Genomic DNA, 16,322 nt, shown 5'->3' with positions numbered 1-16,322 from the left:
GGATGCCGCATTATCATGGACCCATGGCTTCCGTACTCGTCAATTCCGTTGAACATCACCCGGCCAACCGGAGCGGTCGCGACTTCGTGGTCGGCGACCTGCATGGCTGCGTCGATGCATTGCGCTATCTGCTGCGCGTGATTACGTTCGACCCGGCGCGCGACCGGCTCTTTTCGGTCGGCGATCTGGTGGATCGCGGCGAGCATTCTGAACTCGCTTTGGCTCTGCTCGACAAGCCGTGGTTTTTCGCCGTGCTCGGCAACCATGAAGACATGCTGTGCGCCGTCGCCGATGGACGCTTGCGGCGTCAGTCGTGGTATGGAATCGGCGGCCTATGGGCGGCGCAACTTTCCGACGAACGCCTGCAACACTACGCCGAAATCCTGCGCGGGTTGCCGCTTGCGCGCGTGATCGGCAGTGGCAAGGAGCGCTTCAACGTGCTGCATGGGGAATTCTTCGGCACGGATGCCGAGCTCGATGCGGGGAATTTCTCCGCCGAAACCCGCCAGCAATTGCTGTGGGGACGCGAGCTGGCATTGGGCAATGGCGATCCGCAGCGGCAGCGCGGTCTCTCGCTGACCTACTGCGGCCACACGCCGATGCGTGACATCAAGCAGGTCGGCTCGCAGGTGTTTATCGACACTGGCGCGTTCGGCCCGGAAGGCAAGCTCACGATCGTGGAGCCGCTGGCGCTGCGGCGCTGGTCGATCTCGGTCGAAGAGGCTCGCGCGGAAGGGGCGGCAGCGCTGGCGCTGCCCTGACACTGCTGACAGCTTGCGCCCGCGTGCGGGCTTGTCAGCCTAGCCCACCTGGTTGAGTTCGAAAACCATATCCACCTCGTTGCCGTTCCAGTTGTATTCCAGATACGCCGCGTGATGACAGTCGCGCAGGAGCGTGGTTTTGAACGCGGCGAGGCATTCGCCTTCGTCGTCCCGCACCGATGGATACACGATACCCGGCGCACCCGCCTCGCGGACCGCCCGGCCGAGGGATTGTCCGGCCAGATAATCATCCGGCGACAGCACCGCGAGATCCACCGACTTGTCGGCGCGAATGTCCACCACGTTGCCTAGCGCGACGACGGTGTAGAGGCGCATCTGCTGGCGCATGGGCGGTTCGGCCGTTGCTTCCAGAAATTTCCCCGTGTGATAGCGCGTTTCCGCGATCGCGGTGGCGCGTGAACGGGCGCAATAAAACACGCCATAGGTGCCGTCGGAGAAGCGGCTGCCGAGCGGGTTCAAATGGGTCAGCGCGGCCATGATCGGCCCGTAGCCCGGTCCGAAGCGACGCTCTTCGCGCGGCACCAGATCGAGTTCGCCGACTTCGGTGCGCAGACGGTCGTTGGTCATGGCTTCGAGCGCGTAGAGCGCGTCGAAGTCTTCCGGCGAGGCGACCCGGTCGAACAGATTGACGGCCGGAAAGCGCGTCGGAATCACGCGATACGCGGGCGACCAATCGAGCGGCGCGGTACGCCAGCGGTCCTGCCAATGCGGTTGTGTCACGCCCAGCCGCCTCGCATTGCGTCGAGATACTGGCGCACGGCCACGAGGTCGCTAATGTTGCCCGCCAGCATGCGGTCCAGCGCGCGGCGGCCGCCGAACGGTGGCGCGCTGTTGGGACGTTTGATCCAGGTGTCGGCGATGCTGGCTTGCGGCAGCAGGATTTGCAGCGCCTTATAGATACCGAGCAGCAGCGACAGGCGTTCGAGCGTGTCGCGACCGAGGCGGGCCGTTTCAGGCGCCGCCTTCCATTTGAAATAAGTCGAGCGGCCCGGCGAGCCTAGCAGCACGATCTGCTCTTCTGCGCTCAAGTCCCAATCGCGGGCGATGTTGAAGAACGCGCGCAGCCCCGCCGCGGACATTTCCGTTAGCGTGGGTGCTGAAGGCGGCCGGCGAATCGGCTCTTCAGGTTGGGTGGCACGAGCAGCGTGAGCCATGGCTGGAAAAGTCCTAATGTGTACTTGAAATTAATGTTAGTCTAAATATGGATTTTTGCAAGAGAATATAATCCAGGCTCGTTATAAAGTCGAAGATCAGGAGAGGCAGGAGATGGGCGTTCGAGCAGTAGCAGTGGGAGCGGCGTTCGCCGTGTGGTGTATGTCAGGACCGGTCATGGCCGCGGGTTATACGGAAGTGTGGAACCCGTCCGAACAGAGCGGGCATGTCACGAAGCAGGCTGGGACAAAGACGGGGGCAGCCGCCAACGGGCAGTCTGGCGTTGGCTCGAAAGGCGCTTCGAAGTCGGCTTCAAAGTCCGCCGCAAGGTCTGCTCCGAAGCATGCGTCGGGTACGGGGCATGCCGCGCCGCACGTTGCATCAGCGTCGGGACACGGCGTTAAACCGTCGGCGCATGGCAGCGTCAGCAAGGTGTCGGCCAAGGGCGCCACGAAGAGCGGAGCCAAGGCAGCAGGCGCGAACAAGACCCAAGCGAAAGCGGCGGTCGTGACGCAGCGTAAAAAGCCGCACGCGCAAGTCGTTCAGGCGAAGCCGGGACACGGCAAGGTCATGCACGCCAACCTGGTCGCGAGCCGTTCGACGCATCCGCAGAAGGTCAAGGTTGCGGCGAAACCTGGTGCGATAAAACCGGCTGCGTCCCCGGTGAATTCGGCGTCGTCATCCGTCAATACGGCGCCATCCGCAAACATTGGCGCCAATCCGGCGAGCGCAACGAGCAATCCCGCTACCGCCAGCAGCGGCTCGCTGCCGCCGATCATTCACTGATCTCGAAACCGGAGCGCGCGTTCGCGCTTCGGCTGACTGGTCGACCTCCGCCTTTATGCCGCGGACAAGGATTTTTCTGGGTTAAAAGAAAGGCGTCGACCTTCCTTCATTTGTGGATCAACGTGACGAGGCGCTTCGTCATTGTGTCGCCAACCCATTCGTCACCAACCGCAACGTTTCCAACGACCGCGCGTCCCTCACCCGCGAATGCAGCGTGACGCGCGATTCCGGCAGTTGGGGCAAGCCCAGCCGCAGGCCGACATCGATCAGACCGCGCGGCGCCACGCGGCGCGCCAGCGGCGACACCGCCAGCCCTGCCGCCACCGCCGCGCCGACGGCCGCCACGCCACCGCCGACGAACACCTCCTGCCACCCAATGCCCGCCTGCGTGAGCGAGCGCAGCGCCACGTCGCGCACGTTGCACGGCGGGCTCAACAGCGCCAGCGCCAACGGTTCGCCGACTCGCGGCAGCCACGCCGGCGTGGCGAGCCAGGCGATCGGTTCGCTGAATAGCACTTGCGCGTCGTCGCGCGGCGGTTCGTCGGCGCCATAGCGGATGATTACCGCGTCGAGGCGGCGTTCGTCGAATTGCGCAAGCAGCGCGGAAGACGTGCCCAGGTGCAATTCGATCACCAGACCCGGATCGTGCGCGTTGAGCCTGCCGAGCAGAAGCGGCAAGTCCGGTCCCGCCACGTGCTCGCTGAGCCCCAACGCGAGCCGCCGACGCTCGACCGACAGCGATCCCAGCGCGCGTTCATGCGCGTTGAGCAAGTCGCGCGCGGCGCCGAGGAACGCGTTGCCGTCCGCGGAAAGACGCACAACGCGCGGCGTGCGCTCCAGCAATTGTTTGCCCAGGTGCGCCTCCAGCCGTTTGAGTTTCAGGCTGACGGCCGATTGCGTCGTGTCGAGCGCGTCCGCGGCACGCGTGAAGCTGTGCAGGTCGGCGACCAGAACGAACGCCCGGACCGCATCGAGATCGAGAACTTTCATTTCAAATGAATATAGATGAAATCACTAATGATGTCTGTTTATTATGACTGAGCGCGCCTAAGCTGTCCTTACCGCATCAACACAACCGGGGAAGGAGGTTCATCATGCCGCTCACACGAATCGCTTTACGCGCCGGCAAGCCCGTCGAATACCGGAAGGCGCTGACCGATAGCATCCAACGTGCGCTGGTGGCGACGTTCAACGTGCCGAAGGACGACATCTTCATGCTGATCACCGAGCACGAGGCCGGCAACTTTGTGTACGACAACCAGTATTTGAACGTGGAGCGAAGCGACGATCTCGTGATGATTCAGATCACGCTGAACAACACGCGCACGCTCGAGCAGAAGCGGGCGCTATACAAGCGGATGGCGGACGAATTGGCGGAGTCGCCGGGGCTGCGACGAGAGGATGTGTTGATCAATCTCGTCGAGGTGCTGAAGGAAAACTGGTCGTTCGGCAATGGGATTGCGCAGTACGCTGTAAGCGCCACGCCGGCCCGTTAGCGCGAGCTTCGGAGACGAAAACGGGCGGCCGTGCCGCCCGTCGGTCGTCAGATGCGCGGCAAGCTCAGGCAATCGTATCGACCACGCCGCCGTCGACGCGCAGCGCCGCGCCGGTGGTCGCCGACGCCTGCGGCGAGCACACGTAGACGACCATGTTCGCCACTTCCTCGGTGGTGGCGGCGCGCTGGATGATCGAACTGCTGCGATGCGCGCGCACGAACTCCGTGGCAACCTGTTCGACCGTTTTGCCTTGTTCTTTGGCCGTCTCTTCCACCATTGCCCGCAAGCCGTCGGACAGGGTCGGTCCGGGCAGCACGGCATTCACGGTGACGCCGCTGCCGGCCGCCTGCTTGGCGATGCCGCGCGCAATGCTCAACTGCGCGGTCTTCGAAAAGCCGTAAGCGAGCATGTCCGGCGGAATATTCAGTCCCGACTCGGACGAGATGAACACCACGCGGCCCCATTTGCGCTCCATCATCCCTTTGAGATAGTGGCGCGTGAGTCGCACGCCAGACATCACGTTGATCTGGAAGTAGCGCTCCCAGTCGTCGTCTTCGGTGGAGAAGATGTCGCCGGGGCCAAAGACGCCGAGGTTGTTCACCAGAATGTCCGCCTGCGGCACGGCCTGGATCAAGGCGTCGCAGCCCTGCGCCGTGCCGAGGTCGCCCGCAAAGCCTTGCAATTTCGCTTGCGGCGCCGTCTTGCGGATCGTTTCGATTGCGCGGTCCACCGCGTCCTGCTTGCGTCCGTTGATGATGGTCTGCGCACCCGATGCGGCAATGCCGGTGGCGATCGCAATGCCGATGCCCGCCGTGGATGCACTGACGATCGCAGTCTTGCCGGATAGATCGATGTTCACTGTCTTGCTCCTCGTTGATGTTACGGCGAAGCGGCCGAGGCTGGCCGCGCCGGAAAATACAAAGGGCCTGGTGTTCGAAGCGTCGAGCGGAAAGTATCCCATCTATCCGCGCGCAAGTCCGGCTCGGTGCCAGGACGGTGGCGCGGGTTGGCGTCGCTATAATGATCCGTCGTTCTTTTTGCGGTTAGCGACCGCTTCCCCGCCATGTCATTCGATCGCACCGATCTTTCCCGCGAAACCCTCGAACTCGGCGGCTCCGTGTGGTTTCAGGCAGGCGCGCAGACGCTGGGCGGCGCGTCGCGGATCGCGCTGCTCGCGGCGATCGGCGAGACCGGTTCCATCACCAGCGCGGCCAAAGCCGTCGGCATGAGCTACAAGGGCGCGTGGGATGCTATCGACACCATGAACAACCTCGCCGGCGAGCCGCTCGTGGTGCGCCTGACCGGCGGCAAAGGCGGTGGCGGCACCACGCTGACGCCGCGCGCCGTGAAGCTGATCGAGACGTTTCGCGCGGTGGAGCGCGAGCATCGGCGCTTTCTCGAACGCGCGGGCGCGGCGATCGAAGGATTTGCGACGGACTGGGATCTGATCGGCCGCATTGGCGTGAAGACGAGCGCGCGCAATCAGCTGTATGGCACGGTGTCGGCGATCATGCGCGGCACTGTCAACGACGAAGTCACGCTGGCGCTGCCCGGCGGCCAGGCGATCGTCTCCGTCATCACGCATGAAAGCACCGAGACACTCGGCCTCGTCGAGGGCGCAGCGGCGTTCGCGTTGATCAAGGCGTCGTGGGTCGTGCTGCTCGTCGGCGACGAAAGCGGCGCGCCGCTCAAACTCTCGGCGCGCAATCAGTTAAGCGGCACGGTGCAGAGCGTGAAGCGCGGCGCGGTCAATGCCGAGGTGTCGCTGGTGCTGGACGGCGGCACGGTGATGACGGCGGTCGTCACCAATGAAAGTGTCGATACGCTCGGCCTCGTGGAAGGCGGGCGCGCTGTCGCGGCGTTCAAGGCGTCGAGTGTGATACTCGGCGTGAAAGACTGAGCGGGCGAAACGCTCGCGCCCGCTTTGAAAGTTCGAGCGCGGCAAGCGCTCGCCTCGGCGTAAAAGGAATGAGCGTGCGAAGCCTTGCTGTTCAGGCTCGAGGCTCGCTGCGCGCATAGCCGGCGAACGAATGATTCTCGCGCACGCGGCCGTCGGTGACCTGCACGACCTGATCGCCGAAGGCGGCGACATCGTCGGGGTCGTGGGTGATCAGCACCATCGGAATATCGAGCCGCGTTTGCAGTTCGGACAGTTCGCGGCGCATGCGCTGACGCAACGCGCTGTCGAGCGCGGAAAACGGTTCATCCAGCAACAGCAGCTGAGGTTGCGCGACGAGCGCTCGCGCCAGCGCCACACGCTGTTTTTGTCCACCGGACAGCTGCGCCGGATGATCACCCGCGACGCTCTTCAACTCCAGCGCATCGAGCCAGTAATCGATCTGCGGATGCGTGATTCGCGCACGCGGATTGAGCCAGCCGTGCTGCAAGCCGAAGCCGATGTTCTGCCGCACGTTCAGATGCGGAAATAGCGCGTAGTCCTGAAACACATACGCGATCTTGCGCGCTTGCGGTTTCAGATCGATGCCGCGCGCGCGGTCGAACAGCGCGTTGCCATGCAGCGTGATCGTGCCTTCGTCGGGGCGCAGCAGACCTGCGATAGCCTGCAACGTCAGACTCTTGCCCGCGCCCGATGGGCCGAACAGCACGACGCGTTGCGAGGCGGCCTGAAAGGCGACGTCGAGCGTGAAGCGGCGCTCGGCGCTCTGGAAGGTCTTGCGGATGTCGACGGCGAGCAGCATATCAACCGGACTTCAAAAGCGTGTGCTGCGGCACGAGTCGCCCCGCGAGCAACAGGATCACGACGCACGTCACCGAGGTTACGAGCACGAGGAAGTTCGCGGTGCTGTCGTCGCCGGCCTGCACGGCTGAATAGACCGCCACCGAGAGCGTCTGCGTGCGTCCCGGCAGGTTGCCGGCGATCATCAGCGTCGCGCCGAATTCGCCGAGCGCCCGGGCGAACGCCAGCAGGCCGCCGGCGAGAATGCCACGCGCGGCGAGCGGCAGCGTCACGCGGAAGAACACGGCCGTTTCGCTGACGCCCAGCGTGCGCGCGGCCCGTTCGAGTTGCGGATCGACGGCTTCGAACGCGGCGCGCGCGGACTTCAGCACGAGTGGAAAGGCCACCACCGTCGACGCGATCACCGCGCCCTGCCAGGTGAACACCAACTGAATGTCGAAACGGTCGAGCCAGCCGCCGATCACCCCGCGCCGTCCGAGCAGGACGAGCAGGTAATAGCCGAGCACGGTGGGCGGCATGACGAGCGGCAGCATCAGCAGCGAATCGATCACGTCGCGCGCGCCGGAGCGCCAGCGCGACAGACCGAAGGCCGCCGCGACGCCGAATACCAGATTGAGCGCGGTGGCCCAGCCCGCGACTTTCAACGAGAGCAGGAGCGGAATCCAGGCCTGTTGCATGAGCGTGCGCCGTCCTCTGAAGTTAGTGCGCGGGCTTGAAGCCGTACTTGGCGAGCACGGCCTGGCCGGCCGGCGACAGCACGAAGTTCATGAACGCCTGGGCGTCCGCCGCGTGACGGCTGCCTTCCACTTGCGCGATCGGATAGGTGATCGGCGTTTGCGTCGGCACGTTCATCGCGACCTTGACCTTGTCCGGCATGACGGCGGCGTCGGTGCTGAACACGAAACCGGCGTCGACTTCGCCTCGCGACACATAGTCGAGGCTCTGACGGACGTTCGCCGCCAGCACGGCCTTCGCGCTCACGGCGTCCCATACGCCCGCGGACTGCAGCGCGCCCTGCGTGTAACGGCCAACCGGCACGGAAGCCGGATCGCCGTACGCGACCCGCTTCACGTTTGCCGATGCCAGATCGTTCAGACTTGTCGGCGCGAAACGGCTGTCCGTGGGTACGATCAGCACCAGCGAATTGGCGGCGAAATCCTTGCGGGTGGCCGGCACGATCACTTTTTCGGCGGCTGCCTTGTCCATGGCCTTCTGATCCGCGGACGCGAACACGTCGGCGGGCGCGCCCTTGACGATCTGCTGCATGAGCACGTCGGAGGCGCCGAAGTTCAGCAACACTTTGGTGCCCGGATGCTGCTGCTCGAAGACTTCGCTGACCGCCTTGAACGCGTTGGTCAGGCTGGCGGCGGCGGAAACCACCAGTTCGTCGGCGCGCGCATTGGCGCTGAGAACGACGGAGATGGCGCTGGCGACGAACAGCGCTTGCTTCAAATGGCGGCGGAGTGTCATGAAGGCTTTGAAGACCGGCAGGAGCCGGATCGGCGGGTTAAAACGCTATCGTAATATACGAAAGGTTATAGCGGTGAGCCATGACAATCATTCAGCCGCGCGCATGAAACGGCTTGTTGAACAGCGGGGAAAAGGTACAGGCGCGGATTCAGGCGTCGGACGAATGCGGCGGCGCCAGCGTGTTGAGTGTCTGCGACAGCGGCGCGGTGGCCGGACGGACATCGCGCACGGCTCTCCACTTTGCGCGGATGAACGGCCGGTCATGACCGGACACTTTCAGCGCGATGTGCGTGACCCAGCGCTGCGTCGGCACATGGACGCCGTGCATCAGCACCGCGAGGACCATCATGCTGAGGGCGACGGGCAGCGCCGACAGCCGGCCCGGCTCCGCGTGCCAGGCGAGACGAACGAACACCAGCGCCGCCACGGCGCCGGTCAGACAGCCGGTAATGGCTTCAGAAGGTGAGTGAGCGCTCAGCACGACACGCGACAAGCCCACCGCGATCCCCGCCGCAAGGCCGAGCAGGACACCGATCAGACGAATCGCCGGGCGCGCCGGCAACAGCATCAGGAACAGCACGACCGGATAGACGGCGGTGGACAGCATGGCGTGGCCGCTGACCCCGGTGAAGTCCAGCCCGCGCACGCCGACGCCCCAGCCGAGAAACGCGAGCTTTGTCACGGTCACCACGCCGATCGCCGCACCCAGAAGCAGCAGCCAGCCCGCAGCCATGCGCCACGTATAGCCGACCGCCAGCCACAGCGCGATGGCGAACGCGAGCGGCAGCGTCATGCCGGCGCCGCCGAGGCTGGTGATCGAATACCAAAGGTGGGCAGGTAAATCGAGCATGGCAAATAGCGCGACCGAGGCCGCGTAGAATCAGGTTGGTAATGAGAATTTAACGCGCGAGCGGCACAAGTCGCCGACCGGAGCGGACCCGCAGGTCACAGAGCTAGCCGCCAGTATAGACGGGTGTTGCAGGCCGGTCTCGCCGCATGCGAGGCTTTTTGCCGCCGGACGTGGGTTGCCGAACAAGCGGCAAGCACTCGGCAGACGACCGGCGCACGAGCAGTGCAAGGGTTTGATGCCAGCCTCGCGGCAAGGTTCGCCGAACGGAAATTTGGTTACAGAATGGCGTGCCCAGGTTCCAGCATCGCATGAGGATTGGTGTTATTGTGCAATGCACAACGAATTGCCGTTCTACCGGACGGACCCTGTCCCTTTTTGCGAGGTTATGCGCCAATGGCAAAAAGTTTATCGAAACTGTGGCTGCGCGGTCTTAAGCGGTTGCTCGCGATCCAAACCGAGCAAACTCGCAAAACTCCCAAGCGCACCACGACACGACCGGCCCGGCCCGCCGCTCCCAAGACGTCCACCAAAGTTCGCCCGCTCAAGCCGGCCGCTGCAGTGCGCGCGCCCGCCAAGCGCGAAGTGCCGCGCGCCACGGCCCGCGAATCGCGCGTGCGCCCGCGGGCGTCGGCATGGGCGAGCGGCTCGTGGACGCGCTCGTTCCACTCCGCGCCTGCTGCGCCCGGCCGGCTCGTCAATCATCTTCAGTACGGCTTGTACATCCCGACGGGTCATGCGCTCGAGGCCATGCCGCTGGTGGTGATGCTGCACGGCTGCACACAGTCAATCGATGAATTCGCCGAAGGCACGCGGATGAACGTGCTGGCCGACCGGTTCGGCTTTGCCGTGGTCTATCCGGAACAGTCGAAGCATGTGCATTCGCATCGCTGCTGGCATTGGTACGACGCCGGCGATAGCGCCGGCGGCGCTGAAGCGCGCGCAGTCGTTTCGCTGGTGGACGCGCTGGTCGCGCAGCATGGTTTCGACAGCGAGCGCGTGTATGTCGCCGGAATCTCCGCTGGTGCCGGACTGACGGCGTTGCTGGCCGTCAACTATCCGGAGCACTTCGCGGCGGTCGCGCTGCATTCTGGCCCCGCTTTTGGCGAGGCGCGTTCCGGCATTGCGGCGATGGACGTGATGCGGCGCGGCGCTCGCCGTGAACCGGCCGAACTGGTCGACGAGACCGCCGACGTCGCCAATTATCCCGGCATGCCGGCCATCATCATCCACGGCGACGCCGACCATGTGGTCTCGCCTGTCAACGCGGACCAGTTGGCGGTGCAGTTTCTCCGTCTGAACCGTGTCGTCGACCAGAACGGCGCGCGCAAATCCGGCGAAGTGCGCGAAGAGCGCAAGGGCGGCGTGGTCATGCGTGACTACCTGCGCGGCGGGCGGCGCGTGGTGCGGCTGTGTCGCGTGCAAGGGCTCGCTCATGCCTGGAGCGGCGGCGACGAGGCGGTGCCGTTTCATTCCGCCAAAGGTCCGGACGCAAGCGCCATGGTGTGGGAGTTCTTCAAGCATCAGCGCCGAACGGGCACGGGCCGTATTGCGGAAGCTGCCGCCACAGCGGCCTCCGCAGGCTCCCGGTGACGTAGGAGCAACAATTCGAAATGAGTGCTGGCGCGAAACTAGGGTTTTCCCTATAATAGGGGTTATCCCTTAGGCGTTAACGCCTAAATTCATTTTCGAGGTTGACCATGTATCTGCTTAGCCGCCTTTTCCTGTTTCTGACCAAGTCGCCCGATCAACTCGCCAAAGAACGCGCTGACGCGTTCCTCGCTGAAGCAACGGATCTGTACGATCTGGAATTCCGCATGCGCAAGCTGGACCGCGAGGCGAATGTCCGCCAGCCGTCGTGGATGAGCCAGCACTAAGCTGCGCGAACTAAAACATCGGCGCGCATTGAAACGTCGATATTCTGGGTGAAGCGCCCAAGCTGTCGCAAACTCGCACACGTGCACAGACAGCCGGATTCGATTGCCACCACGCGTGATTCAACTCCGCGGCGAACGCCACCCAAACTCTGTAGCGCATCAACAAGTCCGCCTGCCCGGCCGTTCATTTCAGGCAACGCCAGCAGCGACGGCAATCGGCTCATCAGCGAGTCTTCTTTTTACGTGCTGAACCCACGCAAAGCGACGTGAGCAGGTGCTCACTTGCCAAAACGGGCCAGCGTGCGCCCCCGTGCTTCGGCATGGTCCACGATCGGCGCCGGATAGTCTTTACCTAACACCACACCGCAATCGGCGAGCCGCTCCGAGCCCGCTAGCCAAGGCGCATGAATCCACTTCGACGGCAGCTTTGCCAGTTGAGGCAGATAGCGTTTGATGAAGCGTCCTTCGGCGTCGAATTTCTCAGACTGCGTGACCGGATTGAAAATCCGGAAGTAAGGCTGCGCATCGCATCCCGTCGAGGCCGCCCACTGCCAGCCGCCGTTATTTGCCGAGAAATCGAAGTCGTTGAGCTGTTCGGCGAAGTACCGCTCGCCGAGGCGCCAGTCCACGCCGAGATCCTTCACCAGAAAACTCGCCGTCACCATCCGCAAGCGGTTGTGCATGTAGCCGGTGCGATTCAGTTGCAGCATGGCGGCGTCGACCAGCGGGTAGCCCGTGCGTCCGTCGCACCACGCGGCAAACGCCTCGTCCGCTTCCGGGCCTTGCTCCCAGCGCAGCCGGTCATACTCTTCCTTGAACGACGCACCGCTAGCCAGCCGCGGATGATGCGCCAGAATCATGAAGTAGAAGTCCCGCCAGATCAGTTCCGACAGCCATGTTGCCGAGCCTTGTCCATCGGGTTGCAGCGACATCTCATGGGCAAGGCGCGCGAGCGTGCGGATCGAGACGGTGCCGAAGCGCAGATGCATCGACAGATAGCTCGGGCCCTTGGCTGCGGGGAAGTCGCGCCGGTCGGCGTAGCTGTCGATGCGGGTCATGAAATCGTCGAGCAGGGTTTGCGCGCCGCTCATGCCCGTGGGCAACTTGAGTTCACCGAGATTGCTCGGCGCGAAGCCGAGTTGTTCGAGCGACGGCAACTGGCGGTCCAGCTTCGATGGCGGCGCGGCCAGATGTTTCGCGTACGTTTCCACGGGATACGGCTTCAGATCGAAAGCGTTCAGTTGCTTGAGCCATGCATTCTTGTATGGCGTGAACACCGTGAACGGTTTGCTCTGGCCGGTGAGCACCTCGTCGCGCTCGAAAATCACCTGATCCTTGAACGTCAGCCATTGGCGGCCGGCATCGGTGAGCTGCTCGCGCACCGTCTCGTCACGCTCGATAGCGACCGGCTCGTAGTCGTGATTGGCGAACACGGCGTCTACGCTGAGTTCGTCGGCCAGCTTCGGTACCAGATCGGCCGGATTGCCGTAAAGCACGATCAGACCGCCGCCCTTCACGCGTAACGCCTCGTCCAGTTCGCCCAGCGCCGCGAGAATGAACTCGATGCGGCGGTCCTGCGGCTGCGTGTCCGGATGACGAGCCCGCCACACGTCGACCAATGGTTGCAGAATCGTCGTATCGAACACGAACACGCACCACACGCGCTCGCAATGCTTGAGCGCGTAGTAGAGCGCGGCGTTGTCCGTGTTGCGCAGGTCGCGGCGAAGCCAGACCAGCCCGGTATCGAAGGTGTCGTTCAGTCGTCGGACGCGTGTCATCAGGAAATATGGATTGTTGGACCAGGACGGATGGTGGCGCTATTTCCGGCCGCAAGCGTGAAGCGTAACAAGCCTGGCAAGCGGTGGCACGGACCCGTTTTGCACATTGCATGCCGCGTCCGCAAATTGGGACAGCGCCCGCCCCTATTGTGCAGGGTGCGGGCGCTGTGTGTGTAGCGGTGGCGCGGTTTTCAGCGTCGCTTCAGCGCTTCTTCAGCGCTTCTTTGGCGATTCTTTGGCGATTCTTTGGCGATGCGCCGAAGAGGCAGCTTAGGCGATTTGCAAACGAACCGCGACGTTGTTGCGCGTGGCGTTCGAATACGGGCAGACCTGATGCGCGGCGTCGACCAGTTCCTTGGCCGCGCTTGCGTCGAGACCCGGAAGCGAAACGCGCAGGTCGATGTCGAGCGCGAAGCCGCCCTTGTCGTTCGGGCCGATACCGACTTCCGCCGTGACTTGCGTGTCTGCCGGCAAAGTTTTCTTCTGCTGACCGGCGACGAACTTCATTGCGCTCAGGAAACACGCCGAGTAGCCGGCTGCGAAAAGTTGTTCCGGATTCGTACCCGCCGCGCCCGTGCCGCCCAATTCGCGCGGCGCGGCCAGCTTAACGTCCAACGCATTGTCCGACGACACTGCGCGGCCGTCGCGGCCACCGGTGCTCGTTGCGCTTGCTTTGTAGAGGATGTTCATGGTGCTGCTCCTTTGTCCGGGTTATCAGGATTTGCGTGTTTGCCGCTCTTTGCTGGCCTGCCGTTCCGGCAGAGCACTCATCGCTTGGCATGTGACAAAGATAGTGTACAAATCATTTGTGTGCAAATGATTTTTTGCATGAAGGCGATAGCGCATGATCTGGAGCGGACCGTCTAGTGGTCCATGTAATCGTTGAGGGTGCCGCGCAGGCGCGTCAGGTCATCCCGCAAGCGCAGCAGGAATTCGGGTGTCTGCTGCGTTGCGCAGAAGATTTCCGCGGGCACCTCGCGTGCCTGGCGCTTGAGTGCCGAACCGGCTTTGGTGAGCCGGACGTAGACGAGACGCTCGTCGTCGGTGCCGCGTACCCGCTCCACGAGCCCTTGCGCCTCGAGGCGCTTGAGCAGCGGCGTGACCGTCGCCGAATCGAGGTTCAGGCGCGCGGCCATGTCTTTGACCGTGACGTCGTCGCTCTCCCACAGTGCCAGCATCGCGAGATATTGCGGGTACGTCAGGCCGAGTTTATCGAGCAGCGGCTTGTACGCCTTGGTCATGGCGAGCGAGGTGGAGTAGAGGGCGAAGCAGAGTTGCTCGTCGAGGGTAAAGGGCAAAGCGGGGCGCTGGGTCATGATGCATCTCGCAAAAAATAGCGTGCAAATCGATTGCGCGCAAACCATTGTGCCGCAAATCGAAGCACGTTGACGAGTGCGGTTGGGGATGGCTGAAGCGGGAAAGACAGACGCCGCGATGAAGGCGGCGCAGGGTCCGGCGCTAGAACCGCGCCGGACCTGAACGGAATTCAAGCCGCCGGGGTGGTCGGCAAGTCCGGTGTTTCGGGCGTTTGCACACCGAAACAGCCGCGATAGGTTGCGTAGAACGAGCAGTACAGCATGGTTGTCACGATCATCGTGGCGGGCATCAGAACCGCGAACGCGAAGTCGCCCGCACCCAGCGCCTGCATCAGCGCGGACAAGCCGAGCGACACCGTGATCGCTACTGCGAACCACAGCGCGCCGAACACAATGAACGCGCCGCGGTTGCGCCAGCAACTGACGATGCTGAAGAACATCGCCTTGACGGGCGGCACGTCATGCCATGCCGTGAGAATCGGCGAGAACCAGAAGATCATGGCGACCGGAAGGTAGAGCGCCAAAGCCGTGATTACCGCTAGCGGAATATTGCTGTTGGCAATTGCGTCCTGGTCCATCGTGGCGCCGCCGAGCATCACTTTGAGCAGCATGCCACCGTCGGCGAGCGCCGAACCGGCCAGCACCAGCGCCATCGCGAGGACATAGAGCACACCGAGCACCAGCAGCCGTTTGGCGACCACCGGGCCGTACGAGTGAAAACCGTCGACCAGAATGGTGGGGAAGACCGGCTTGCCCGCGATCGTGTTGCGGCACGCCGCCATGAAACCGACCGCGACGCCCGGAATGAACGCCAAGGGCAACACGCCGCCGATCACTGGAATCTGCGACACGAGCGTCATTACCAGCAGATAGGTGAAGAACAGCGTCAGAAACGCGAGCGGGTTCTTGCGGAACAGCCAGATACCCTGCCGGAACCACACATAGCCGGTTTTCGCGGGGACTTCGATCAGTTGCATGAGGTATGAATGCCTGGAAGTGCAACGCCGGATAGGCGTTCGCGCAGAATGCGCTCGAAATGGCCGGGATCGTGCGGTTTGAGCAACTCGGCCGCGCGCGGCAAATGGAAATCATACAGGCGCGAGACCCAGAAACGATATGCGCCCGCGCGCAGCATGTCGCCCCAATGACGGTTTTCTTCTGCGGTGAACGGGCGCACGGTCTGGTAAGCGCGCAGCATGGCTTCAGTGCGCGCGTCGTCGAGCTTGCCGGTGGCGAGGTCGACGCACCAGTCGTTGACCGTCACCGCCACGTCGAACAGCCATTTATCGCAGCCGGCGAAATAGAAGTCGAAGAAACCGCCCAGGCGTACCTCGTGGCCCGTGTCCGGATCGGCGTGGGCGAACATGGCATTGTCGCGGAACAGATCGGCGTGGCATGGGCCTTCGGGTAGAGCGGCGTAATCGGCCGAGGCGAAAAAGGCTTCCTGATGCGCCAGTTCGGACGACAGCAGGTCGCGTTGCTCGCCTTCCAGAAACGGCAGAACGGTCGGCACGGTTTCCTTCCACCACGGCAGGCTGCGCAGATTGGGCTGATAGGCCGGGTAATCGCGTCCTGCCAGATGCATGCGCGCCAGCATTTGCCCGACCTCGATGCAGTGCTCGACGCCCGGCGCCAATTCCGGCGCGCCCTCGAGTTTGGTCACGATCGCAGCGGGCTTGCCTTGCAGCAGGCCGAACAGCGCGCCGTCTTCGCGTGGCATGGGGTCCGGCACCGGCACGCGGTGCGCGGCCAGATGCCGCATGAGGTCGAGATAGAACGGCAGTTGTTCGGCTGTCAGCTTTTCGAAGATCGTGAGGACGTATTCGCCGCGCGTTGTCGTCAGAAAGAAGTTGCTGTTTTCAATACCGGAGGAGATGCCACGAAATTCGACGACGTCGCCGAGATCGTAATGGCGCATCCATTCTGTAAGTTGGGGTTCAGTGACAGCGGTGAAGACAGCCATGCGGGAAACGTCGAGTCAGGTTGGTCGGGCTGGCGCAGTGCGGCCAGTGCGATGTGTGGCAAATGCGGTACGAAACGTGTTCTCTGGGACCGTGAAGCGCTGCGGCATTTCAATGCCGAACCGCCCAGGTTGGAATCCGGCAAGCAGGCCGAAGGCC

General features: G+C 63.5%; 19 protein-coding genes. 6 read left to right on the top strand and 13 right to left on the bottom strand.

The genetic code is table 11. The features are described 5' to 3' along the window. Nucleotides 1–23: 23 nt before the first annotated feature. A complete protein-coding gene (locus P0D71_RS23120; RefSeq protein WP_177205134.1) occupies nt 24–761 on the top strand; it encodes a metallophosphoesterase in 738 nt (245 codons plus the stop codon). Nucleotides 762–800: 39 nt separating this feature from the next. On the opposite strand, the gene P0D71_RS23115 is transcribed toward P0D71_RS23120, so the two are convergent. After that, the gene (locus P0D71_RS23115; RefSeq protein WP_091804788.1) at nt 801–1,502 is read right to left on the bottom strand and encodes an RES family NAD+ phosphorylase; all 702 of its coding nucleotides are present in this window, start codon (nt 1,500–1,502) and stop codon (nt 801–803) included. Next, nucleotides 1,499–1,936, bottom strand: coding sequence for an MbcA/ParS/Xre antitoxin family protein (locus P0D71_RS23110; RefSeq protein WP_177205133.1), 438 nt, complete (start codon nt 1,934–1,936; stop codon nt 1,499–1,501). The genes P0D71_RS23115 and P0D71_RS23110 overlap by 4 nt, the downstream gene beginning before the upstream one ends. 112 nt (nt 1,937–2,048) lie before the next feature. Between P0D71_RS23110 and P0D71_RS23105 the strand changes: the two genes are divergently transcribed. Next, complete coding sequence (locus tag P0D71_RS23105) at nt 2,049–2,720, top strand: hypothetical protein (protein WP_408482280.1); 672 nt, start codon at nt 2,049–2,051, stop codon at nt 2,718–2,720. Between the two features lie 138 nt (nt 2,721–2,858). Here P0D71_RS23105 and P0D71_RS23100 read toward each other — a convergent pair whose 3' ends face one another. Continuing rightward, nucleotides 2,859–3,710, bottom strand: a complete 852-nt coding sequence (locus P0D71_RS23100; protein WP_408482279.1) for a LysR family transcriptional regulator — start codon at nt 3,708–3,710, stop codon at nt 2,859–2,861. A gap of 104 nt (nt 3,711–3,814) precedes the next feature. On the opposite strand from P0D71_RS23100, the gene P0D71_RS23095 reads away from it, so the two are divergent. Further along, the gene (locus P0D71_RS23095; protein WP_408482277.1) at nt 3,815–4,216 is read left to right on the top strand and encodes a tautomerase family protein; all 402 of its coding nucleotides are present in this window, start codon (nt 3,815–3,817) and stop codon (nt 4,214–4,216) included. A gap of 64 nt (nt 4,217–4,280) precedes the next feature. Here P0D71_RS23095 and P0D71_RS23090 read toward each other — a convergent pair whose 3' ends face one another. After that, nucleotides 4,281–5,075, bottom strand: a complete 795-nt coding sequence (locus P0D71_RS23090; RefSeq protein WP_091809000.1) for an SDR family NAD(P)-dependent oxidoreductase — start codon at nt 5,073–5,075, stop codon at nt 4,281–4,283. Nucleotides 5,076–5,279: 204 nt separating this feature from the next. Between P0D71_RS23090 and P0D71_RS23085 the strand changes: the two genes are divergently transcribed. After that, nucleotides 5,280–6,116, top strand: coding sequence for a TOBE domain-containing protein (locus P0D71_RS23085; RefSeq protein ID WP_408301616.1), 837 nt, complete (start codon nt 5,280–5,282; stop codon nt 6,114–6,116). A gap of 91 nt (nt 6,117–6,207) precedes the next feature. Here P0D71_RS23085 and P0D71_RS23080 read toward each other — a convergent pair whose 3' ends face one another. The 4 genes from P0D71_RS23080 to P0D71_RS23065 all read right to left on the bottom strand — a co-directional run bounded on the left by P0D71_RS23080 (nt 6,208) and on the right by P0D71_RS23065 (nt 9,234). Beyond that, complete coding sequence (locus P0D71_RS23080; RefSeq protein WP_408482275.1) at nt 6,208–6,915, bottom strand: sulfate/molybdate ABC transporter ATP-binding protein; 708 nt, start codon at nt 6,913–6,915, stop codon at nt 6,208–6,210. Nucleotide 6,916: 1 nt separating this feature from the next. After that, nucleotides 6,917–7,591, bottom strand: coding sequence for a molybdate ABC transporter permease subunit (modB, locus tag P0D71_RS23075; protein ID WP_012428598.1), 675 nt, complete (start codon nt 7,589–7,591; stop codon nt 6,917–6,919). 22 nt (nt 7,592–7,613) lie between these two features. Next, entirely contained in the window at nt 7,614–8,384 is a 771-nt protein-coding gene (modA, locus tag P0D71_RS23070) for a molybdate ABC transporter substrate-binding protein (RefSeq protein ID WP_408482274.1), read from the bottom strand. A gap of 148 nt (nt 8,385–8,532) precedes the next feature. Beyond that, the gene (locus P0D71_RS23065; RefSeq protein ID WP_408482273.1) at nt 8,533–9,234 is read right to left on the bottom strand and encodes a phosphatase PAP2 family protein; all 702 of its coding nucleotides are present in this window, start codon (nt 9,232–9,234) and stop codon (nt 8,533–8,535) included. A gap of 393 nt (nt 9,235–9,627) precedes the next feature. Between P0D71_RS23065 and P0D71_RS23060 the strand changes: the two genes are divergently transcribed. Both P0D71_RS23060 and P0D71_RS23055 read left to right on the top strand, forming a co-directional pair. Then, nucleotides 9,628–10,824, top strand: a complete 1,197-nt coding sequence (locus P0D71_RS23060; RefSeq protein ID WP_408482271.1) for an extracellular catalytic domain type 1 short-chain-length polyhydroxyalkanoate depolymerase — start codon at nt 9,628–9,630, stop codon at nt 10,822–10,824. Nucleotides 10,825–10,931: 107 nt separating this feature from the next. Further along, nucleotides 10,932–11,108, top strand: coding sequence for a DUF3563 family protein (locus P0D71_RS23055; protein WP_074766744.1), 177 nt, complete (start codon nt 10,932–10,934; stop codon nt 11,106–11,108). Between the two features lie 278 nt (nt 11,109–11,386). On the opposite strand, the gene P0D71_RS23050 is transcribed toward P0D71_RS23055, so the two are convergent. The 5 genes from P0D71_RS23050 to P0D71_RS23030 all read right to left on the bottom strand — a co-directional run bounded on the left by P0D71_RS23050 (nt 11,387) and on the right by P0D71_RS23030 (nt 16,165). Continuing rightward, on the bottom strand, nt 11,387–12,886 hold the full coding sequence (locus tag P0D71_RS23050) for a cryptochrome/photolyase family protein (RefSeq protein WP_408482269.1): 1,500 nt from the start codon (nt 12,884–12,886) through the stop codon (nt 11,387–11,389). 270 nt (nt 12,887–13,156) lie between these two features. Then, nucleotides 13,157–13,576 carry an organic hydroperoxide resistance protein gene (locus P0D71_RS23045; RefSeq protein WP_091804754.1) on the bottom strand — a complete coding sequence of 140 codons (420 nt, stop codon included), beginning with the start codon at nt 13,574–13,576 and terminating at the stop codon, nt 13,157–13,159. Between the two features lie 173 nt (nt 13,577–13,749). Next, on the bottom strand, nt 13,750–14,202 hold the full coding sequence (locus tag P0D71_RS23040) for a MarR family winged helix-turn-helix transcriptional regulator (RefSeq protein ID WP_091804751.1): 453 nt from the start codon (nt 14,200–14,202) through the stop codon (nt 13,750–13,752). Between the two features lie 170 nt (nt 14,203–14,372). Then, a complete protein-coding gene (locus tag P0D71_RS23035) occupies nt 14,373–15,179 on the bottom strand; it encodes a BPSS1780 family membrane protein (protein WP_091804748.1) in 807 nt (268 codons plus the stop codon). Then, a complete protein-coding gene (locus P0D71_RS23030; RefSeq protein ID WP_408482268.1) occupies nt 15,170–16,165 on the bottom strand; it encodes a homoserine kinase in 996 nt (331 codons plus the stop codon). The genes P0D71_RS23035 and P0D71_RS23030 overlap by 10 nt, the downstream gene beginning before the upstream one ends. Nucleotides 16,166–16,322 lie beyond the last annotated feature (157 nt).

Origin of the sequence: Paraburkholderia sp. RL17-383-BIF-A (genome assembly GCF_046028015.1) — a bacterium.
Taxonomy (GTDB): domain Bacteria; phylum Pseudomonadota; class Gammaproteobacteria; order Burkholderiales; family Burkholderiaceae; genus Paraburkholderia.
The sequence above is the reverse complement of the archived record's forward strand: the minus strand, read 5'-3'. Positions and strand labels throughout refer to the sequence as shown.

What these genes read in the sequence shown, in the direction of transcription:
- P0D71_RS23120 (WP_177205134.1), top strand. Translation starts at nt 24, where the DNA reads ATGGCTTCCGTACTCGTCAATTCCGTTGAACATCACCCGGCCAACCGG.
- P0D71_RS23085 (WP_408301616.1), top strand. Translation starts at nt 5,280, where the DNA reads ATGTCATTCGATCGCACCGATCTTTCCCGCGAAACCCTCGAACTCGGC.
- P0D71_RS23095 (WP_408482277.1), top strand. Translation starts at nt 3,815, where the DNA reads ATGCCGCTCACACGAATCGCTTTACGCGCCGGCAAGCCCGTCGAATAC.
- P0D71_RS23040 (WP_091804751.1), bottom strand. Translation starts at nt 14,202, where the DNA reads ATGACCCAGCGCCCCGCTTTGCCCTTTACCCTCGACGAGCAACTCTGC.
- P0D71_RS23055 (WP_074766744.1), top strand. Translation starts at nt 10,932, where the DNA reads ATGTATCTGCTTAGCCGCCTTTTCCTGTTTCTGACCAAGTCGCCCGAT.
- P0D71_RS23105 (WP_408482280.1), top strand. Translation starts at nt 2,049, where the DNA reads ATGGGCGTTCGAGCAGTAGCAGTGGGAGCGGCGTTCGCCGTGTGGTGT.
- P0D71_RS23110 (WP_177205133.1), bottom strand. Translation starts at nt 1,936, where the DNA reads ATGGCTCACGCTGCTCGTGCCACCCAACCTGAAGAGCCGATTCGCCGG.
- P0D71_RS23030 (WP_408482268.1), bottom strand. Translation starts at nt 16,165, where the DNA reads ATGGCTGTCTTCACCGCTGTCACTGAACCCCAACTTACAGAATGGATG.
- P0D71_RS23035 (WP_091804748.1), bottom strand. Translation starts at nt 15,179, where the DNA reads ATGCAACTGATCGAAGTCCCCGCGAAAACCGGCTATGTGTGGTTCCGG.
- P0D71_RS23080 (WP_408482275.1), bottom strand. Translation starts at nt 6,915, where the DNA reads ATGCTGCTCGCCGTCGACATCCGCAAGACCTTCCAGAGCGCCGAGCGC.
- P0D71_RS23050 (WP_408482269.1), bottom strand. Translation starts at nt 12,886, where the DNA reads ATGACACGCGTCCGACGACTGAACGACACCTTCGATACCGGGCTGGTC.
- modA (WP_408482274.1), bottom strand. Translation starts at nt 8,384, where the DNA reads ATGACACTCCGCCGCCATTTGAAGCAAGCGCTGTTCGTCGCCAGCGCC.
- P0D71_RS23045 (WP_091804754.1), bottom strand. Translation starts at nt 13,576, where the DNA reads ATGAACATCCTCTACAAAGCAAGCGCAACGAGCACCGGTGGCCGCGAC.
- P0D71_RS23065 (WP_408482273.1), bottom strand. Translation starts at nt 9,234, where the DNA reads ATGCTCGATTTACCTGCCCACCTTTGGTATTCGATCACCAGCCTCGGC.
- modB (WP_012428598.1), bottom strand. Translation starts at nt 7,591, where the DNA reads ATGCAACAGGCCTGGATTCCGCTCCTGCTCTCGTTGAAAGTCGCGGGC.
- P0D71_RS23060 (WP_408482271.1), top strand. Translation starts at nt 9,628, where the DNA reads ATGGCAAAAAGTTTATCGAAACTGTGGCTGCGCGGTCTTAAGCGGTTG.
- P0D71_RS23100 (WP_408482279.1), bottom strand. Translation starts at nt 3,710, where the DNA reads ATGAAAGTTCTCGATCTCGATGCGGTCCGGGCGTTCGTTCTGGTCGCC.